Source organism: uncultured Anaerotruncus sp. (genome assembly GCF_902490045.1).
GTDB lineage: Bacteria > Bacillota > Clostridia > Oscillospirales > Ruminococcaceae > Anaerotruncus.
On sequence record NZ_CABUCJ010000016.1, the window covers coordinates 1 to 19,867 of the forward strand.

Genomic DNA, 19,867 nt, shown 5'->3' on the forward strand with positions numbered 1-19,867 from the left:
TTCGAGCCGATCACGCTGGCGGGCACGACGGTGAGCCGCGCGGTGCTCCACAACCAGGACTTCATCAACGAAAAGGGGATCGCCATCGGGGATACGATCGTCGTGCGCAAGGCGGGCGACATCATTCCCGAGGTCGTCTCGGTCGCCTTCCACCAGCCGGGCGCGCCGGTCTATCAGATTTCCAGCATCTGCCCCTCCTGCGGCAGCGTCGCCGAGCGGGAAGAGGGGGAGGCGGTGCTTCGGTGCGTCAACATGGCCTGCCCGGCGCAGGTGGCGCGCAACCTCGTGCACTTTGCCAGCCGCGACGCGATGGATATCGACGGCCTCGGCCCGGCGATCGTCCACCAGCTTCTGGAGAGCGGGCTCGTGCAATCGGCCGCCGACCTCTACACGCTGGAAAAGGAACCGCTCGCCGCCCTCGACCGGATGGGGGAGAAGAGCGCGCAGAACCTGCTGGAGGCGCTCGAGCGGTCCAAATCCCGCGACCTGTCGCGGTTGCTCTTCGCGCTGGGGATACCGGGCATCGGGCAGCGGTCGGCACAGCTTCTGGCGCAGCGTTTCGGCAGCATGGATGGGGTGCTCGCCGCCACGGCGGAGGAGATCGCCGGGATCGATGGCTACGGCGGCATCATGGCGCAGAGCGTCGCGGATTTCTTCGCGCTCGGCCAGAACCGCGCGCTCATCGAGCGGTTCCGCGCCCTCGGGCTCAACATGCTCTGCGAGACGGCGCCCGCGGCGGACACGCTTGCCGGGAAGACCTTTGTGCTGACCGGCACGCTGCCGTCGCTGACCCGCGGCGAGGCCAAGGAGATGATCGAGGCGGCGGGCGGCAAGGTGAGCGGCAGCGTCTCGAAAAAGACCGACTACGTCGTGGCGGGCGAGGAGGCGGGCGGCAAGCTCGCCAAGGCGCAGAGCCTGGGCGTGGCGGTGATCGACGAGGCGGGCCTGAGGGCGCTGCTGGCGGAATAACGGACGGACCTGCGGGCCGCCGGGGTTTTCCCGGCGGCCCTTTCTGCATGTTTGGGGGCCTTCTGGTAAAAATATCTGCGAACGATGAAAAGAAATGGCGGTTTGCAGATGGACGGAACGAAACGGACGATGATCGAGGAACGGGTGCGCGCGGCCGCGGGGAACCTCCCGCGCGGCGGGACGCGCCGCATCGGGCGGCGGCTCCGGCAGGAGCTTTGCGCGCTGCGCGCGCGGTTTTCCGCGCTTCGGGAAAAGAGATCGCCGGAGGGCTGGGAGCAGTGGCTCTCGGACAATTTTTACGCGCTCGAGGCGCACGCCAAGCAGTCGCTGCTCGACCTGGAGGGCTTCAGGCGGAATAGCGCGCCGCTGCTCGGGCTCTATCGCCAGCTCGAGGCGGTCTTTGCCGACGGGGAAATCCCGCCCGGCATGGAGGAGGTCCGCGCCGCGCTCGCGGCCGCGAACGAGCTTTCCGAGCTCGGGGAGCGGCAGCTGGAATTCACCTATACCGCGCTCAAATGCGTCCTGCTGCACGCGGCGGCGGAAGCCTGCGCGGGGGAGCGGGACCCCGCAGGGAGGGAACGCCTCCTCTCCTATGCGGTCACCGGGCTGACGGCGGTCTACGAGCTCGATTTCGACGCGCTCACCCGCTCGGTGAGCGCGGTCGAACGCATCTTTGAAAAGGATCCCGCCGGAGTCTATCCGCGCATGGCGGAGCAGTCCCGGCGGCACTACCGGCAGGCCGCCGCGCGCATCGCGAAGTTTACCGGCGCGGCGGAGAGCGCCGTCGCGCGCGACATCCTCATCTGCGCCGGCGACGCGAAGGGGGAGCGGGAACGCCACGTCGGCTACTATCTGCTCGGCCACGACCCGCGCGCCGTCCGCGCCCGGCGGCGCGGGCGCGTGGCTCTCGTCCTTTCGTGGACGCTGCCGCTCGTCCTCTGCGCCCTGCTCTGGACGGGGTTCGGGCCCGCGGCCGCGCTGCTCGGGTACCTGCCGCTCGTCGAGATCGTACGGGTGCTGGCCTCCTCGCTGGCGATGCGCGGCGTTCCGGCGGGGCACATCCCGCGCGTCGAACTGACCGGGCTGCCCAAGACGGCGGTCGCCGTGACGACCCTGCTGCCCGCCGCCGACAAGGCGGACGGGCTGCGGGACCGGCTGGAGCAGCTCTACTTTTCCAACCCCGCCGAAAATCTCTTTTTCTGCGTGCTCGCGGATTTCGGAGAGGACCGGCGGCCCTTCAGCCCGCAGGACGGCCCCCGGACTGACGCCGCCAAACGGGTGATCGAAGAGCTGAACCGCCGGTACGGCGGCCGGTTTTTCCTCTTTGTGCGGCGGCGGGTCTACTGCCCGACGCAGAACGCCTACTGCGGCTGGGAACGCAAGCGGGGCGCGATCATCGAATTCATCCGCTTCGTGAAGGGCGGGGAGACGCCCGTAGCCTGCTTCGCGGGGGACCGCGAGACGCTCGGGGGCCTCAAGTACCTCATCGCGCTCGACGCGGACACCAACCTCTCCTTCGACGGCGCGCGCCAGCTGATCGCGGCGGCGGAGCACCCACTCAACCGCCCGGTGATCGGCAGGCACAACGCCGTCACCGCCGGCTACGGCATCCTGACCGCCCGGATCGGCACCGACCTCGAATCCGCAAAGGCCACGGACTTTACAAGGATCATGGCGGGCGCGGGCGGCGTCTCCTCCTATGAGCAGGAGTGCAGCGATTTCTACCAGGACCTCTTCGGGCAGACGGTCTTTTCCGGCAAGGGACTCATCGACATCGACGCCTTCCATACGGTCGTCGGGCGGCGGTTTCCCGAAAACCGCGTGCTCAGCCACGACATTGTGGAGGGCGCCTACCTGCGGGTGGGGCTTCTCTCCGACGTGGAGCTCACCGACGGGATGCCCGCCAGCGCTCTCCTGGTTCACCCGCCTGCACCGCTGGATCCGCGGCGACTGGCAGAACCTGCCCTTCCTGCGCCGGACGGTCGTGCTGAACGGCTCCCGCCGCCCCAACCCGGTCGGCCCGCTCGCAAAATACCAGCTCCTCGACAACCTCCGCCGCTCGCTGACGCCGGTGGCGGCGCTTTCCTGCGTGGCCGCGGCGGCCTTCCTGCCGCAGGGGACCGCGCTGCTGCTCTGCGCGCTGGCCTTCCTTTCGGGCGCGCTCGCGCCGCTTTTGGGCGCGGCGCGCGCCATCCTGAACGGCGGCCGGTTCGCGCTGACCCGCCGCTATTTCGCGCGCACGCTGCCGCGCGTCTTCGAGCTGCTGGGGCAGGCGCTGCTCGGCACGGTCATGACCGCCCAGCAGGCGGTCGTCACTCTCGACGCGGCCTGCCGCGCCCTCTGGCGAATGGCGTTCTCCCACAGGAACCTGCTCCAGTGGACGACCGCCGCGCAGGGGGAGACGCGCGACACGGGACTGCTCGCCGTGCTGCGGAGGAGCTGGATTTCCGAGCTCATCGGTCTCTGCCTGCTTATCTTCGCGCCGCCGCAGAGCCTCGTCGTCAAGCTGTACGGCGCGCTCTTTTTGCTCTACGCGCCCGTCGCGGCGGCGACCGCCCGCCCGACGCCGGAGGTCAAAACGCTGCCCGGCCGCGCCCAGCGGGAGCGGCTGCTCTCCCTCTGCGCGCAGATGTTCCGCTTCTACGAGGATTACGCGGGGGAGGAGAACCACTACCTGCCGCCCGACAACGTCCAGTATTCCCCGGTGGAGGCGGTGGCGCGGCGCACCTCGCCGACCAACATCGGCATGATGCTTCTCTCGGTGCTCGCGGCGCGCGACCTGCACCTGATCGACACCAAGGGGCTCTATACCCGCATCGACCGGACGCTCTCGACGGTCGAAAAGCTGGAGCACTACCGCGGCAACCTCTATAACTGGTACGCGACCGACGACCTGCGGGTGCTGCCCGAGCCGTTCGTCTCGGCGGTGGATAGCGGAAACTTCCTCTGCGCGCTCGTCGCGCTTAAGGAGGGGCTGCGGGAGTACGCCGGGCAGGAGCCGCGGATGGGGGAGCTCGCCGGGCGCGTGGAGGCGCTGCTGGAACGGACGGATTTTTCCGTCTTCTACAACCGCCGCCGAAAGCTCCTGACGATCGGCCTCGACCGGGACGGCAATCCCTCCGGCTCCCACTACGACTTCCTCATGAGCGAGGCGCGCACCGCCAGCTATTACGCGGTCGCGACCCGACAGGCGGGGCGGAGGCACTGGAGCGCGCTCGGGCGCGCGATGTCCCGCTGCGGTCCCTACGCGGGGCCGGTCTCCTGGACGGGCACGATGTTTGAATATTTCATGCCCCACCTGCTGCTGCCCGCCTACGACGGGTCGCTGCTCGGCGAGGCGCTCCACTACGCGCTCTACTGCCAGAAGCGGCGCGCCCGCCGCGCGGGGGTGCCGTGGGGGATCAGCGAGAGCGGGTACTTTGCCTTTGACCCCCACCTGAACTACCAGTATAAGGCGCACGGCGTGCAGGCACTGGGAGTGAAGCGGGGGCTCGACCGGGAGTACGTCGTCGCGTCCTACGCGACCTTCCTGACGCTGCCCTTCGACCTCGACGGCGGGATGAAAAACCTCGACCGCCTCGAGGCGCTCGGCATGGCGGGGCGGTACGGCTTCTATGAGGCGGCCGACTTTACGCCCGGCCGCGCTCCGGCGGGCGGCGCGGCGGTGGTGCGCTCCTATATGGCGCACCACGTCGGCATGAGCATCGTCGCCTGCGCGAACGCGCTGCTCGACAACGTCATGCAGAAGCGGTTCATGCGCGACCACGCGATGGGCTCCGCCAGGGAGTTTTTACAGGAAAAGATTTCAAAGGATGCGGTGGTGTACGACCAGATGAAACCGGAAAACGACCAGCGGCAAAAACCCGCGCCCGAAGGCGCGCCCATCGTGCGGGAGGAGATTTCCCCGCTTTCGCCCGCCTGCACCCTGCTCGCGTCGGGGCTTTGCTGTCACGCGCTCTCCGAGACGGGGGACGGCTGGCTGCGTTACGGGGACTGCGACGTGACCCGCCGTTCCGACGACCCGCTGCTCCACCCGCAGGGGATTCTCGCCGTCGTGAAGGCGTGCGGCGAGACGATCTCAGCCACGGCCGCGCCCTTCTGGCAGGAGGGGGTGGTGCGCCGCTGCGAATTCACGGTGGACGGCGCGGCCTACCACGCGCGAAAGGGGGGGATCGAGCTCACCCAGCGGTTCACCCTCGACGTGGTCCGGCCGGTGGCGCGGTGCGCGCTGACCATCCGCAACCACACCGCGTCCAAGGCGGTCGCGCAGGTCTGCTTCTACTTCGAGCCTGTGCTCGCCCAAAACAGCGAATATGCCGCGCATCCCGCCTTCTCCAAGCTCTTCCTGCTCGGCGGGCGGGACGCGGCCACCGATTCGGTCAGCTTCTTCCGCCGCCACCGGGACGGTTCGGACGGGCTTTTCCTTTCGGCGGGGCTCGCGGAACGGATTCCGTTCGACTGCTGCCTGCGCCGGGAGGAGGTGACACCCTATCCGGAGGGGCTCCGGAACCTGCTGCACTTCGACGCACTGCCCTTCAGCGGGGAGACCGCCACCCCCGACGGCTGCTGCGCTCTCCGCCTGACCCTCACCATCCCGGCGCGCGGGGAGGCGGCGGCGACGCTGCTGCTCTCCTGCGGGCCGTCGCTCGCCGAGAGCGCGGGAAACCTCGCGGCCGCGCGGGAGGAGTGTCCGGCCCCCGCGACGTCGCCGCTCATGGGCGATTCGATGGCCGCGCGGTTCGGGCTGCGGCTGCTGCCGCAGATGCTCTTCGGCGCGGACTGCGGCGGCGCGGCACGGGCCGCCCTCGCGGAGAATACCCGCGGACAGGACGCGCTCTGGTCGCTGGGGATTTCAGGCGACCGGCCGATCGTCCTCTACGACTGGGACGCCGAACCTGACGGAGCGCGGCTGTCGGCCTACGCCGAGCTCTGGACGATCCTGCGGCTGCACCGGCTGGAATTCGACCTCTGCGTGCTCGGCGCGCCGGAAATTCCGCTTCCGGAAGGGGTGTTCCGGATTCCGCGGGAGGTCTCCCGCGAGGTGCTCACGGCCCTCCGCGTCCGACGCGCGGGAGCCCGCCCCGGCCGGATGGCGGCCCGCGCCCATCCTGCACGCCGAGCCGGCGGAAATCCCGCAGGACCCCGACCGGTTCGACGTGGTGGGCGGGGCCTACCTCGGGGGCGGCTTCTGCGTCGAGCGGGTGACGCCGCTGCCCTTCTCCCACGTGCTGGCGAACCCGTCGTTCGGGTGCCTCATGCAGGACGCGAGCCTCGGGAACACCTGGTGGCAGAACGCCCGCGAATGCAAGCTCAGCCCCTGGCGCAACGACATCGCCGCCGGCAACGACGGCGAACGCCTGCTGCTGAAGCTGGGGGAGGATATTTACGACCTGATTGACGGCGCGCGCGCCTTCTTTTCCCCGCAGGAGGCCCGCTGGAAGGGACGGGCGGGGAACCTTTCGACGGAGGTGCGCGTGACGGTATCCGATGCGGGGAGCGCAAAATTTCTCGATGTGACGCTGGAAAACGAGAGCGACGGGGAGGTGGAGGCCATCTGCGCCTATGTGATCGAGCCGGTGCTGGGCGTCAGCCGGCAGACGGCGAAATATATCCGGTTCGGGCAGCTCGACGGCTGCCTGACGCTGCACAACCCCTACAATACGCAGGTGCCCGCCTGGATGGCGATCCGCGTTCCTGACGGGCACCCGAGCCATACGACCGACCGCGCAGCCTTTTACGCGGGGGACTGGTCGCCGCGGGAGCTGCTTCCCAACAACGACCCCATCGCGGGCACGGTGGTGTGCAAGCGCCTGCCGCCCCGCCGGCGCGAATCGATCCGCTTCATCCTCGCGGCGGCCGCCGAAGAGGCGGCCGCGGCGCAGCTCGCGGGGCGGCCGCTGCCGCCCTCCGGCGGCTCCGGCCGCCGCTCGATCTCGATCTCCACCCCGAGCGAGCCGCTCGACCGCTTCATCAACACCTTCGCGCCCCACCAGATCCTCGCGGGGCGGCTGTGGGGCCGGTGCGCCTTCTACCAGTGCTCGGGCGCCTACGGCTTCCGCGACCAGCTCCAGGACGCGGGCGCCTACCAGCTGCTCGACCCGGAGATCACGAAGGAACAGATCACCCGCTGCTGCGCCGTGCAGTTCCCCGAGGGGGACGTGCTCCACTGGTGGCACGCGCTGCCCGGCGAGACGCGCGGGGTGCGCACCCGCTTCTCCGACGACCTGCTCTGGCTGCCCTATACCGTCTGCGGCTATGTCGAGGCGACGGGCGACCGGGAGCTGCTCGACCTCGAGATCGCCTTCTGCGAGGGGGAACCGCTCGCGGAGGGGGAACAGGAGCGTTACCAGACGGTGCGGCCGTCGGAGGAAAAGGCGACGGTGTTCGAGCACTGCGTGCGCGCGATCGAAAGGGCAAGCAATTTCGGGGACAAGGGCATCCCGAAGATCGGCTGCGGCGACTGGAACGACGGGTTTTCGGGCGTCGGCGCGGGCGGGCGGGGACAGAGCGTCTGGCTCGGCATGTTCCTCGCCGTGGTGTGCGAGCGGCTCGCGCCGCTCTGCGCCGGGCGCGGGGACGCCTTCCGCGCCGAGCTCATGAAGGGCACGGCGGCGCTTCTGCGCCAAAACCTCGACAAATCCTGCTGGGACGGGAGCTGGTACCTGCGCGCCTTCTACGACGACGGCGCCCCGCTCGGCAGCCACAGGGACGGCGAGTGCCGCATCGACCTTCTCTCCCAGAGCTTCGCGGTCTTCGCGGGAATGCCCGACGCTTCGCGCGTGAAATCGGCGCTCGATTCCGCGCTCGACCGACTTGTCGACCCGGAGGGACGAATCGTGAAGCTCTTCACGCCCCCCTTTGACCGTTCGGAGCACAACCCAGGCTATATCAAGGCGTACCCGACCGGCATCCGGGAAAACGGCGGCCAGTACACCCACGCGGCGATCTGGCTCGCGCTTGCGCTGCTGGAGGCAGGCCGCGCGGAGGAGGGCTGGCGGCTGCTCGACATGCTGAACCCCTCCTCCCGCTGCACCGACGCGGCGCTCGCACAGAGCTACAGGACCGAGCCCTACTACCTTTCCGCCGATATTTACACCCATGCGGGGTGCTACGGCCACGGGGGCTGGAGCATCTACACCGGCGCGGCGGCGTGGTACTACCGCGCGGTGGTCGGCGGGCTGCTGGGCCTGGGCTTCCAGGGCGGGACGCTCACCCTTTCCCCCCGCCTGCCCGACAGCTGGAACCACTTTTCAGCGACAGTGCGGGAGGGGGAGGCGACCTATGCGGTCGAATGCTCCCGGACGGGGAAGCGGACGCTTACGGTGGACGGGAATCCGGCGGAGAAGATTCCGCGCGACGGGGCGAGCCACACCATTTTGTTAACGATTTAAAAACGATGGAAAAAAGATGGTGCGCGCGAGGCTTTTTATGGTATAATAATTTCTCGTAATATAGAAATATCCCAAAGGAGATCATCGAATGAACGACCGCTTCCAACGGGAATCCATCGGCGACGGCGTCTGGTTCAGCAGCGTTACCGATCCCAAATTTAAACACAACCGCATTTCCGCCAACCTGCTGGTTGGGCTGGAGAGCGAAACGGCCTCGGTGAACGCGGCCCTGCCCTTTATCCTGCGGCGCGGCTGCCGCTCCTGCCCCGATTTTACCATGCTCAACCAGAAGCTGTGCGAGCTCTACGGCGCGTCCCTCTCCTGCGACGTGTCCAAGTTCGGCGGCTACCAGGTGCTGGAGCTTTCGATCTACGGCATCGACGACCGCTTCACCCTCGACAGCGCCCCGCTCGCGCGCGAATGCGCGGCGCTCCTCTGCGGCGTGCTGCTCGACCCGAAGGTCTCGGACGGCGCGTTCGACGAGCAGGACACGGCGCTCGAGCGGCAGCAGCTCGTGGACACGATCGAGGGGCAGATCAACGACAAGCGCCTCTACGCGCTGACCCGCTGCAAGTCGCTCATGTGCGAGGGCGAGCCGGTCGCGGTCGACAAATATGGCTCCATCCCCGACGCGAAGGCGATCACCGCCCGTTCGGCGGCGGAGGCCTACCGCCGCGTCATCGAGACGGCGCAGGTGGAGGTCTTCTTCGTGGGCAGCGGCGACCCGGCCGAGGCGAAGGAGACCTTCCGCAAGGCGTTTTCCGGAATCCGCCGCCGCCCGGCCGCGCCTCAGAAGGTCCGGACGGCCCTGCGCGCCGACAGGGTCCGCGAACAGACCGACGAAATGGACGTCGCGCAGTCCAAGCTGGTGATGGGCTTTCGCACCGGCGAGCTCAAGGACCGCCGCGCCTTCGGCGGCATGCGCATGATGGTCGCGCTCTTCGGCGGCACGCCGACCTCGCGGCTCTTCACCTACGTGCGCGAAAAGCTCAGCCTCTGCTACTACTGCGCCGCGCGGTTCGACCGCCTGACCGGGCTGATGTTCGTCGACAGCGGCGTGGAAAAGCGGAACAGGCAGAAGGCCTATGACGAAATCCTCCGCCAGCTCGACTGCGTGCGAAACGGCGAATTCACCGACGAGGAGCTCACCGCCACCCGCCTGCTCATGCAGACTTCCCTGGAGGCGGTCGGCGATTCGCTCAGCTCGACCGAGGAGTGGTACCTCACCCAGATCGTGGGCGGCACCCAGTATTCGGCCGAGGAGGAGAGCGCCCTGCTCGACGAGGTCACCCGTGAGGACGTGATCGCGGCTGCCGGCCAGGTCACGCTCGACACGGTCTATTTCCTCACCGGAAAGGAGGCGGAGTAAGATGGAAAAGCAGGTTATCAAATCCGCGCGCCTCGGGGAAGAGATGGTGCGCGTTAAGCACAGCTCCGGCCTCAACATGCTGCTCTGCCCGATGAAGGGCTACTCGACCGCCTACGCGACCTTCACGGCCAACGTGGGCTCGGTGGACACCGGCTTCAAGACGCAAGACGACGCGGAGTTCGTCGACGTGCCGGAGGGGATCGCGCATTTCCTCGAGCACAAGATGTTTGAAAACGAGGAGGGGGACGCGTTCGAGCGGTACGCCAAAACAGGCGCCTCCGCCAACGCCTACACCTCCTTCGACAAGACCGCCTATCTCTTCGCCTGCACCGGAAACTTCGAGCAGTCGCTCGAAATCCTGCTCGACTTTGTGCGCCGTCCCTACTTTACAAAGGAGTCGGTACAGAAGGAGCAGGGGATCATCGGGCAGGAGATCCGCATGTATGACGACGACGGCGACTGGCGGGTGCAGTTCAACCTGCTCGCCGCGCTCTACCACAAGCATCCGGTGCGCATCGACATCGCGGGCACCGTCGAGTCGATCTCCCAAATCGATCACGAGCTGCTCTACCGCTGCTACCGCACCTTCTACAACCTGAGCAACATGGTGCTCTGCGTGGCGGGCAACTTTGACGTGGACACCGTGCTGAGGGTCGCCGACCGGGTGCTCAAACCGGATGAGAAGCCGGTGGAGATCGAGCGCCGCACGGTCGACGAGCCGGAAAGCGTCTGCAGGCCGCTGGTCGAGCAGAAGCTGCCGGTCGCCACGCCGCTCTTTGAATTCGGCTTCAAGGGCCGCGCCGGCACGCCTGAGGAAAACCTCAAAAACCAGGTGCTCGACGAGCTGCTCGCCGACATCATCGCGGGGGAGGCGTCGCCGCTCTACCGCCGCATGTATGACGCGGGCATCATCAACGCGACCTTCGGCAGCGAGATCATGGCCGGGCGCGACTATATGTGCGCGATCTTCTCGGGCGAGAGCCGCGAGCCGGAGCGGGTCGCCCGGGAAATCAAAGAGGAGATCGCCCGCATGAGGCGGGAGGGGATCGACGGGCGGATGTTCGAACTCTGCCGCAGAGCCACCTACGGGCGCTATATCGGCATGTACAGCCGTGTGGAAGCGGTAGCGGGCCTGATGGCCGCGACCTATTTCGCGGGTATCGACGACATCTATTCGCTGCTCGACATCGTGGCGGACGCGACCGTCGAACAGCTCGCCGAACGGCTGGAGACCGCCTTTGACGAAACCAGGTCGGCGCTTTCGATCGTGCGTCCGCTCGACGAATAAACGGGGGAGGCTGACGGCATGGACTTTTACAGGCACGCGGTGTCCTTCCCGGGCCTGGGCATCGGGGAGTTCGAAATCAACCAGACCGCATTTACGATTCCCGGCATCGACTGGCCGGTCCGCTGGTACGGCGTCATCATCGCGGCGGGGTTCCTGCTCGCGATCTTCTATATCCTGAAGCGCACCCGTACCTTCGGCCTCGACGCCGACCGGGTGCTCGACGTCATCATCGGCGGCGTGATTGGCGGCATCGTCGGCGCGCGGCTCTACTATGTGATCTTCAGCTGGGAGATCTACGCGGACGACCCGATCAGCATCTTCTACCTCTGGAAGGGCGGCATCGCCATCTACGGGGGCGTGATCGGCGGTTTTCTGGCGGGGTATCTCATCTGCCGCTGGCGGAAGGTGAAGTTCCTGCCCATGGCCGACCTCGCGGTCGGCGGGCTTATCCTCGCGCAGTCGATCGGCCGGTGGGGAAACTTCGTCAACATCGAGGCGTTCGGCTCCAACACCACCGCCCCTTGGGGGATGGCGGGCCCGGCGGTCCGGCAGTACCTCGCGAGCCATCAGGCGGCGCTTGCCGCGCAGGGGGTCGTCGTCGACCCGTCGCTCCCGGTGCACCCGACCTTCTTCTATGAGTCGGTCTGGTGCCTGCTCGGGTTCCTGTTCATCGCGTGGTACACCAGGCGCCGCCGGTTCGACGGCGAGCTGACCCTCGTCTACGCCGCGTGGTACGGCGCGGGCCGCGCCGTCATCGAGGGACTCCGCACCGACAGCCTCATGTGGGGAAGCGTGCGGGTGTCGCAGGCGCTGGCGGTCGTCCTTGTGATCGCCGCGCTTGCGCTCGAGTTCTGGGTGCGCGGGCGCATCCGCGCGCACGCGGGGGATCCCGATTATCTGAAGCTCTATGTGGACACCGGGGAGGGACAGGCCGTGCTGGCCGGGACCTTCTATCAGCAGGCGGAGGCGCCCGAACCGCCGGAGGCTTTGGGAGCGGGGGAGCAGCCCGCTTTTCCGGAGCCCCCGGAGACGGACGAAGCCGTATCCGAAGGGGAGGAGCCCGCCGGAGAGCCGGCGGGGGACGCGCCCGGAAAAAGTGAGGAACCCGAGACGACCGATGGGGAGGACGAAAAAGATGCAGGCAAAGCTGATTGACGGAAAGGCAGTAAGCGCCGCGCTGCGCGAGCAGCTCAAGGAGGAGATCGCCGCGCTGGCGGAGGACGGCATCACGCCGGGACTCGCCGTGGTGATCGTGGGGGACGACCCCGCGTCCAAGGTATATGTGCGCAATAAGAAGAAGGCGTGCGAGGAGTTGGGGCTCCACTCGGAGGAATACGCGCTGCCCGCGGAGACGACGCAGGAGGAGCTGCTCGCGCTCGTGGACCGGCTCAACAGGAAGCCGGATATCGACGGCATCCTCGTGCAGCTCCCGCTGCCCGCTCACCTTGACGAAAAGGCGGTCATCGAGGCGATCTCGCCCGACAAGGACGTGGATGCGTTTTCCGCCGTCAACGTCGGCAGGATCATGATCGGCGATTATAAATTCCTGCCCTGCACCCCCGCGGGCATCATGGAGCTGATCAAGTCGACCGGCATCGAGGTGAAGGGCAAGGAGTGCGTCGTCGTCGGGCGCAGCAACATCGTCGGCAAGCCGATGGCCATGCTGCTGCTCCACCAGCACGGCACCGTCACGATCTGCCACAGCCGCACCGCCGACCTGCCCTCCGTCACCCGGCGCGCCGACATCCTCGTCGTCGCGGTCGGCAAGGCGAAGTTCGTCACCGCCGACATGGTGAAGCCCGGCGCGGTCGTCATCGACGTGGGCATGAACCGCGACGAGAACGGCAAGCTGTGCGGCGACGTCGACTTTGCAGGGGTCGGCGAGGTCGCGGGCGCGATCACGCCGGTGCCCGGCGGCGTCGGCCCCATGACGATCACGATGCTGATGAAAAACACCGTCACCGCCGCCAAAAAGTGAGAGAAACGCCTGAAAATACCTCCCGTCCCTTGACATGGGGGCTTTGATGTGCTAAAATATCACTTGCCGCATGTTTCAGGCTATAAGTGCGCCCATACGCCGCCTGACCGCAGCGAGTCTATTGAAATGAGGAAACAGAATGTACGCAGTCATTTGCACAGGCGGAAAGCAGTATCGCGTTTCTGAAGGCGATGTTGTTTTTATCGAGAAGCTCGACGCCGAGGTTGACGCAACCGTGAATTTCGACCAGGTCCTCGCAGTCGGCAAGGACGACGGCGTGGTCGTCGGAGCCCCCACCGTGGCGGGCGCGACCGTGACCGGCAAGGTGCTCAGGAACGGCAAGGCCAAGAAGATCACCGTCTTCACCTACCGTCCGAAGAAGGGCTCCGCCCGCAAGCTGGGCCACCGCCAGCCGTATACGAAGGTCGAAATCCAGTCGATCAAGGCTTAATCGTAGAAAGGAAAGCAGAGGTGTTTTAAATGGCACATAAAAAAGGTGTAGGTTCTACCAAGAACGGACGCGATTCCGAATCCAAACGCCTTGGCGTGAAGCGTGCTGACGGCCAGTTCGTGCTTGCCGGCAACATCCTCGTCCGCCAGAGGGGCACTCATATCCATCCGGGCACCAACGTCGGCAGGGGCTCCGACGACACCCTCTTCGCCCTGAGCGACGGGAAAGTGAAATTCGAGCGCCTCGGTCGCGACCGCAAGAAGGTTTCGATCGTCCCCGTCCAGTAATCATTTTTGCAGCAAGTCCCGAGTGGAAACACTCGGGATTTTTGTTCTTTATCGGGGCATCCTAAATCCATAACACCCGGACCGAAGACAGGAGTAAAAGCATGTTTGTAGACAAGGTAAAAATCCGCATCAGGGCGGGGGACGGCGGCAACGGCGCCGTGGCGTTCCACCGGGAAAAATACGTCGCGGCGGGCGGCCCCGACGGCGGGGACGGCGGACGCGGCGGAAACGTCGTGTTCCAGGCCGATACCAACCTGTCCACGTTGGTGGACTTCAAGTATAAGCGCCGCTTCATCGCGGAAAACGGCGCGCCGGGCGGCGGCGGGCGCCGCAGCGGCAGAAACGCGCCCGATCTCGTCATCCGCGTGCCGCGCGGGACCGTCGTGCGGGACGCGGCCTCGGGGCGCGTCATGGCCGACCTGTCGGGCGAGGAGCCCGCGGTGGTCGCGCGCGGCGGCAAGGGCGGCTGGGGCAACAGCCACTTCGCCACCCCCACCCGCCAGTGTCCCCGCTTTTCCAAGCCGGGGCTGCCCGGCGAGGAATACGAGGTCGAGCTGGAGCTCAAGCTGCTGGCCGACGTGGGGCTGGTGGGCTTCCCGAACGTGGGCAAGTCGACCCTGCTCTCGATGGTGTCGGCCGCGAAGCCGGAGATCGCCAACTACCACTTTACCACCCTCACGCCGGTGCTCGGCGTCGTCAAGGTGGCGGAGGGCAAGTCGTTCGTCATGGCGGACATCCCCGGCCTCATCGAAGGGGCCAGCGAGGGGGTCGGGCTCGGGCACGAGTTCCTGCGTCATGTCGACCGCTGCCGCCTGATCGTGCACGTCGTCGACGTGTCCGGCTCGGAGGGCCGCGATCCCGCCGCCGATTTTGAGTCGATCAACGCCGAACTCGAGAAGTTCAATCCCGAGCTCGCTTCCCGTCCGCAGATCGTCGCCGCCAACAAGACCGACATGGCCTCTCCCGAACAGCTCGCGGCCTTCCGCCGCTGCATCGAGGAAAAGGGGTATCCCTTTTATGAAATCTGCGCCCCGATCGGGGAGGGAATCGAACCGCTTGTCTATGCGATTTCACAGAAGCTCGACACCCTGCCGCCCATCAGGGAGTACGAGGTCGACCATGTGCCGCTCGAGGAGCGGGAGCGCCTCGCCCGCAACGTCTTTGACATCCATGTGGAGGACGGCGTATACATCGTCGAGGCGGATTGGCTGATGCCCGCGCTCGGCATGGTGGACATGGACGACTACGAGAGCCTCCAGTATTTCCAGCGGGTGCTGCGCCAGAGCGGCATCATCGACAGGCTCGAGGAGATGGGCATCCAGGAGGGCGACACGGTCAGCATCCTCAATTTTGAGTTTGAATACATCAGGTAAAGGACGGCTTTTATGCTCGATTTGAAACCGCAGGAACAGAACCCGAAGCTCTTAAGCCCGTTGACCCTCGCCTTTCTGGGGGACGCGGTCTATGAACTGTGCGTGCGCCAGCGGGTCGTGGCGGAGGGCAACCGCCCCGTCAACGGCATGCACCGCGAAGCGGTGAAGCTCGTCAACGCGGCCGCCCAGTCGGACGCGTTCGAACGCATTTCCGGCGCGCTCACCGAGGAGGAGCTCGCCGTTTACAAGCGCGGGCGCAACGCCAACGCCACCAGCTCCCCCAGACACGCGGCGCTCGCCGATTATCGGCGCGCCACCGGCGTGGAGGCGCTCTTCGGCTACCTCTATCTCAAGGGCGAGATGGAGCGCATCGGGGAGCTGTTCGATCTGGCCTGCGCCGCGGCGGAAGGGTAGGGGGATCGCGTTGGAGAGAGCGGGACTGCGCAAAACGCTGTGGGAACTGCTGGTGGAGCTCGCCTTCGACGGCGTGGGCAGCTTTGCCTTCGCCGTGGGGATGCAGATGTTCATCGCCCCCAACCAGATCGCGCCGGGCGGCGTGAGCGGCCTGGCGGTGGTGCTCAACTACCTGACGCGGGTCCCGATCGGGATCTGGTCCTTTTTCATCAACATCCCGCTGCTGCTGGTCGGGCTGCGGTTCCTCGGCAGGCGGTTCGCCCTGCGCACCCTCAAGACGGTGGTCGTCCTGTCCGTCATGATCGACTACGCAGCCGCGCCGCTGCCCGCCTACACGGGAGACCCGCTGCTCGCCGCGCTCTTCGGCGGCGTGCTCATGGGCGCGGGGATGGCGGTCGTCTTCCTGCGCGGCTCCACGACGGGCGGCAGCGACATCGTCTCCCGGGTGCTCCAGCTCCGGTATCCCTATATCCCGCTCGGCAGGATTCTGATGTCGATCGACGTGGTGGTCATCCTCATCTCGGCGGCGGTCTTCGGACGGATCGAAACGGCCCTCTACGGGATGGTCGCGGTCTTCACCGCATCCAAGGTGATCGACGGCATCCTCTACGGCATGGATACCGGGAAGCTCATCTATGTCATGTCGCGGGACTCCCAGACGATCGCCAAGCGGGTGATGGCGGAGCTGGAGCGCGGCTGCACCCTGCTCAAGTCGACCGGGGCGTTCACCCGGAACGACGCGCAGGTCCTGCTCGTGGCGGTGCGCCGCCAGCAGTACCACCCGCTCAAAAAGATCATCCATGAGGTTGACCCCGCGGCCTTTGTCATCGTGACCGATTCCACCGAGGTGATCGGGCTGGGCTTCAAGCCGATCACCGGATAAAAAGAGGGCCGGCCGCCTGCGCGGCCGGCCCTCTTCAGGGCGCGGGAAAGCCCCCGGATCTGCCGCGCGCGGCGGGACATCCGGGGGCTTTCGGCGCTCTATCAGACGAAACGGTCTTAGTTGGACAGCTCGTTACGGTTCTTCCTCGCCTGGGTGGATTTCTGGTTGTTCCTGTTGGAGCTGTTGGAATTGTTGGAATTGCTGTTCTGTTCGTTGCTGAAGCTGTTGGAACGGCTGGAGTTGTTGGAGCTGTTGTTCTGCTCGTTGCTGAAACGATTGGAACGGTTCTGCTCGTTGTTCAGGCTGTTCTGCTCATTGCGGTTGTTGGACATCTTCATTTCACCTCTTTTCAAATTTGGCGGTACTCTTATTATTCGAAAATCCGGACGGTTTATTCCATGCAATGATCGTCAGTGGTAAAAAGTCCCCGACGGGATGGAAAAAAGTTTACAAAGGAACAAAGATAAATTCAGAAAAATTTGCTATCATTTTCTCTGGAATTTTCCAAAAGGGCTTGACTTAACTATACTGTTGTGGTATAGTTAAAACAGGTTATGAAAACCGCGTTTGAAATGAAAATCAACAGGAGGATATGACGATGAAAAAGTTTGTTTGCACCATTTGCGGATATGTTCATGAGGGAGACACCCCGCCGGAGTTCTGCCCGCAGTGCAAGGCGCCCGCTTCCAAGTTCGAGGAGCAGAAGGCGGATTCGCTGACCTGGGCGGACGAGCACCGTGTCGGCGTCGCGGCCGGCGTGGATCCGGAGATCGTTGAGGGCCTGCGCATGAACTTCACCGGCGAGTGCTCCGAGGTCGGCATGTATCTGGCGATGGCGCGTCAGGCGCACCGTGAGGGCTATCCCGAGATCGGCCTCTACTATGAGAAGGCCGCCTATGAAGAGGCGGAGCATGCCGCGAAATTTGCCGAGCTGCTCGGCGAGGTCGTCTTCGCGGACACCAAGAAGAACCTCGAGCTGCGCGTGGCCGCTGAAAACGGCGCCTGCGAGGGCAAGAAGAAGCTCGCCACCCGCGCCAAGGAGCTCGGCCTCGACGCGATCCACGACACCGTCCATGAGATGTGCAAGGATGAAGCCCGCCACGGCTGCGGCTTCCAGGGCCTGCTCAACCGCTATTTCAAATAAGCATGCTTTCCATAAAAGCGGCGGGTTTCCCGCCGCTTTTATTCGTATATCCGCAGCCGGTGGAGGAATCCTAATGGAAAGAAGACCTGAGAGGGAGGAATCTCCATTGGCAAAAAAGGCAAAGCTGCCCGACGGCCCCGCAGAGCGGGTGGAAGCGCAGAACGAAGGGATCCGGCCGGAGAGCAGCCACCACGCGGCCAACCAGAACCAGCGCCACAACGTCAGGAAGGAAGCGCTCGGCCCGAACACCAGACGATAAAAAGAGGCGGCCTCCAATTCCGGAGGCCGCCTCTTTCGCCGTTCTAGTCGGTAAAGTGCCGGATGCGCAGCGGGATGCCCAGCCGCGCGGCCGTCTGCTTGCAGATTTCGATCTCGTCGGGAGGGATGACGTCGACGATGGAGAATTTGACGGAGGGGACGTACCGTTTACAGTCCACGGCGAACTGCAGCATCGCGTCATAGGCCGCGGGCCCGAAGGAGGGGCGGCAGACGGCGTTGTATTTTTCCGCGTCGGAGGTATTGAGGCTGACGGACACCGTGTCCACGAGCCCTTCGAGCAGGTGCGCGGTGGGTTTCCCGTGGATGAGGTCGCCCAGGCCGTTCGTGTTGATCCGGATTTTTACGCCACCAACGCTGCGCAGGTACCGGCAGACGTCGAGCAGGACGTCGAGCGCGCACATTGGCTCGCCGTACCCGCAGAAGATGACCTCCCGGTAAGCGGAGAGGTCGTAATCCCCAAAGGCAGCGACGACTTCTTCCGCTGTGGGATCGTGGTCGAGCCAGAGGCTTTCGGCCGTGCCGAGCCCCTCCTTCTGGGAGCGGATGCAGAAAGTGCAGCGGCAGGGGCATTTGTTGGTCAGGTTGACGTAGAGGTTTTCACCGTATACATAGAGGATATCTTCCATCATTCGTTCCTCCCGCAGAGCCCTAGCTGTTCTTTGACATTTAACCTGTCGAGCGCCAGCGCCGCGAGCAGGAAGACGATTGCGCTGCCGCCCGACTGGACGACACCTCCCCACAGGGTGGCGAGCGGCGCGAGCCAATTGCCCGAGAAGAGGGCCTCAGCGATGTAGTAGCCGGCATTGGAGACGATCCCCGCGAGCAGCAGGGCGAGCAGGTTGCGCCCGCAGAGGAGCTTTGGGGATTTCGCCGTAAACCAGACCGCCGTGAGGGGCTTGATGATCATCGTGGGGATCATCCAGACCGGGACGCCCGAGACAAAATCCGCGAGCCCTCCGCCGATCGCCGCCGCCGCGCAGGCGTAGGGCATCGGCAGCAGGCCGGCCGCCAGATAGATAAAGGCGTCTCCGAAGTGGATGTAGCCGCCGTTGACGCCGACGGGAATGTGGAAGAGATAGGCGGTGGTCAGCGTGATCATCGCCGCGAACATCGCGCTGGCGGTCAGCAGCTTGTAGGATTTGCGGCCGATCGCCGCCGAATTCGGATTGCTCATCGTTCATCCGTCCTTTCAATCAGCAGGTCGAGATGGTTTTCAAAGGGGACGCCCTCGTTGGGGTCGGTGCCGTCGGCCTCCGCGTCGGAGATCGCGGCCTCGAGCAGGCGGGCCGCTTTTTCCAGCGCGGCCTCTGCCGCTTCGCCGCGCACGAGTCCGCCGCAGAGGACAGAGGCGAGCAGGTCCCCGGTGCCGGAGAAGCTGCGCCCGCTGCCGACGCTGCGGTTGCCCACCGAGAAGCGCCGGCCCGTCCGCGCGTCAAAGCCCGCGTTGCAGATCAGGTCCCCCCGGTGCACGCCGGTGACGATCACCGTGCGAGGGCCCATCCCGGAAAGCCGCTCGGCCAGCTCCCACGCCGGCTCGAGGCTTTCCGCGCGCGAAGCGGACGAATAGTCGCCGTCCGCCAGGATGCATGCCTCGGTGAGGTTGGGGGTGATGATATCCGCGCGCGAAATGAGAGATTTGAGGGAATCGCACATCGCCCTGCCGAAGACGGGGTAGAGCTTTCCGTTGTCGCCGAGCACCGGGTCGACGAGGAGCAGCGTCCCGGGCAGATAAAACCGGTCGAGGAACCGCTCGACCATCCGGACCTGCCGCGCTCCGCAGAGAAAGCCGGTGTAGATGCCGTCAAAACGGACGCCGCGCTTTTCCCACTCGCGGGTAAAGGCGTCGAGATGCCGCGACAGGTCGACGCAGGCGTAGCTGGGAAAGCCCGTCTGGTTGCTGAGCACCGCCGTGGGCAGGGGGCATGCCTGCACCCCCATCGCGGACAGGACGGGGACCGCCGCCGTCAGCGAGCATTTCCCCAGCCCGGAAAGATCGTGGATCGCCGCCACCTTTGGAACCGCCATGTCTCCGCCTCCTTTT

The 19,867-nt window shown here is 65.8% G+C and carries 18 protein-coding genes and 1 pseudogene; 15 read left to right on the forward strand and 4 right to left on the reverse strand.

Translation table 11 applies throughout. The features are described from left to right. From ligA to RDM88_RS03205, 13 genes and pseudogenes are all read left to right on the forward strand, one after another. Positions 1-969: NAD-dependent DNA ligase LigA (ligA, locus tag RDM88_RS03145; RefSeq protein ID WP_308753146.1), on the forward strand; the 969-nt coding region annotated here is incomplete at its 5' end. A gap of 108 nt (positions 970-1,077) precedes the next feature. Beyond that, on the forward strand, positions 1,078-3,843 hold the full coding sequence (locus tag RDM88_RS03150) for a hypothetical protein (RefSeq protein WP_308753148.1): 2,766 nt from the start codon (positions 1,078-1,080) through the stop codon (positions 3,841-3,843). Positions 3,844-4,111: 268 nt separating this feature from the next. Continuing rightward, positions 4,112-5,584, forward strand: a pseudogene (locus tag RDM88_RS03155) (glucoamylase family protein); the annotation flags it as partial. A gap of 544 nt (positions 5,585-6,128) precedes the next feature. Next, complete coding sequence (locus tag RDM88_RS03160; protein ID WP_308753150.1) at positions 6,129-8,360, forward strand: GH36-type glycosyl hydrolase domain-containing protein; 2,232 nt, start codon at positions 6,129-6,131, stop codon at positions 8,358-8,360. 88 nt (positions 8,361-8,448) lie between these two features. Continuing rightward, positions 8,449-9,729, forward strand: a complete 1,281-nt coding sequence (gene yfmF / locus RDM88_RS03165; protein WP_308753152.1) for an EF-P 5-aminopentanol modification-associated protein YfmF — start codon at positions 8,449-8,451, stop codon at positions 9,727-9,729. Position 9,730: 1 nt separating this feature from the next. Then, positions 9,731-11,017: an EF-P 5-aminopentanol modification-associated protein YfmH gene (yfmH, locus tag RDM88_RS03170; protein WP_308753154.1), complete on the forward strand. Its 1,287-nt coding sequence runs from the start codon at positions 9,731-9,733 to the stop codon at positions 11,015-11,017. An 18-nt stretch (positions 11,018-11,035) separates the two neighbouring features. Then, entirely contained in the window at positions 11,036-12,172 is a 1,137-nt protein-coding gene (gene lgt / locus RDM88_RS03175; RefSeq protein WP_308753156.1) for a prolipoprotein diacylglyceryl transferase, read from the forward strand. Then, positions 12,153-12,995 carry a bifunctional methylenetetrahydrofolate dehydrogenase/methenyltetrahydrofolate cyclohydrolase FolD gene (gene folD, locus RDM88_RS03180; protein WP_308753158.1) on the forward strand — a complete coding sequence of 281 codons (843 nt, stop codon included), beginning with the start codon at positions 12,153-12,155 and terminating at the stop codon, positions 12,993-12,995. The genes lgt and folD overlap by 20 nt, the downstream gene beginning before the upstream one ends. 139 nt (positions 12,996-13,134) lie before the next feature. Next, positions 13,135-13,446, forward strand: coding sequence for a 50S ribosomal protein L21 (rplU, locus tag RDM88_RS03185; protein WP_101550976.1), 312 nt, complete (start codon positions 13,135-13,137; stop codon positions 13,444-13,446). A gap of 29 nt (positions 13,447-13,475) precedes the next feature. After that, positions 13,476-13,733 carry a 50S ribosomal protein L27 gene (gene rpmA, locus RDM88_RS03190; RefSeq protein ID WP_101550974.1) on the forward strand — a complete coding sequence of 86 codons (258 nt, stop codon included), beginning with the start codon at positions 13,476-13,478 and terminating at the stop codon, positions 13,731-13,733. Between the two features lie 101 nt (positions 13,734-13,834). Next, entirely contained in the window at positions 13,835-15,106 is a 1,272-nt protein-coding gene (gene obgE / locus RDM88_RS03195) for a GTPase ObgE (protein ID WP_308753160.1), read from the forward strand. A gap of 12 nt (positions 15,107-15,118) precedes the next feature. Then, on the forward strand, positions 15,119-15,520 hold the full coding sequence (locus tag RDM88_RS03200) for a ribonuclease III domain-containing protein (protein WP_308753162.1): 402 nt from the start codon (positions 15,119-15,121) through the stop codon (positions 15,518-15,520). 10 nt (positions 15,521-15,530) lie between these two features. Then, complete coding sequence (locus RDM88_RS03205) at positions 15,531-16,403, forward strand: YitT family protein (RefSeq protein WP_308753164.1); 873 nt, start codon at positions 15,531-15,533, stop codon at positions 16,401-16,403. Positions 16,404-16,519: 116 nt separating this feature from the next. Here RDM88_RS03205 and RDM88_RS03210 read toward each other — a convergent pair whose 3' ends face one another. Beyond that, on the reverse strand, positions 16,520-16,756 hold the full coding sequence (locus RDM88_RS03210; RefSeq protein ID WP_308753166.1) for a hypothetical protein: 237 nt from the start codon (positions 16,754-16,756) through the stop codon (positions 16,520-16,522). A gap of 245 nt (positions 16,757-17,001) precedes the next feature. Here RDM88_RS03210 and RDM88_RS03215 point away from each other — a divergent pair, with 245 nt between their 5' ends. Then, the gene (locus RDM88_RS03215) at positions 17,002-17,547 is read left to right on the forward strand and encodes an NADH peroxidase (protein ID WP_101550966.1); all 546 of its coding nucleotides are present in this window, start codon (positions 17,002-17,004) and stop codon (positions 17,545-17,547) included. A gap of 106 nt (positions 17,548-17,653) precedes the next feature. Beyond that, on the forward strand, positions 17,654-17,806 hold the full coding sequence (locus tag RDM88_RS03220) for a hypothetical protein (RefSeq protein ID WP_308753168.1): 153 nt from the start codon (positions 17,654-17,656) through the stop codon (positions 17,804-17,806). 43 nt (positions 17,807-17,849) lie between these two features. Here RDM88_RS03220 and RDM88_RS03225 read toward each other — a convergent pair whose 3' ends face one another. The 3 genes from RDM88_RS03225 to RDM88_RS03235 are packed head-to-tail and all read right to left on the reverse strand — an operon-like array spanning position 17,850 to position 19,851. Beyond that, positions 17,850-18,455, reverse strand: a complete 606-nt coding sequence (locus RDM88_RS03225; RefSeq protein WP_374045405.1) for a TIGR04100 family radical SAM protein — start codon at positions 18,453-18,455, stop codon at positions 17,850-17,852. Beyond that, positions 18,452-19,000: a TIGR04002 family protein gene (locus tag RDM88_RS03230; protein WP_308753170.1), complete on the reverse strand. Its 549-nt coding sequence runs from the start codon at positions 18,998-19,000 to the stop codon at positions 18,452-18,454. Before RDM88_RS03230 ends, RDM88_RS03225 begins: the two co-directional genes overlap by 4 nt. After that, the gene (locus RDM88_RS03235) at positions 18,997-19,851 is read right to left on the reverse strand and encodes a pyridoxamine kinase (protein ID WP_308753172.1); all 855 of its coding nucleotides are present in this window, start codon (positions 19,849-19,851) and stop codon (positions 18,997-18,999) included. The genes RDM88_RS03230 and RDM88_RS03235 overlap by 4 nt, the downstream gene beginning before the upstream one ends. Between the last annotated feature and the right edge of the window lie 16 nt (positions 19,852-19,867).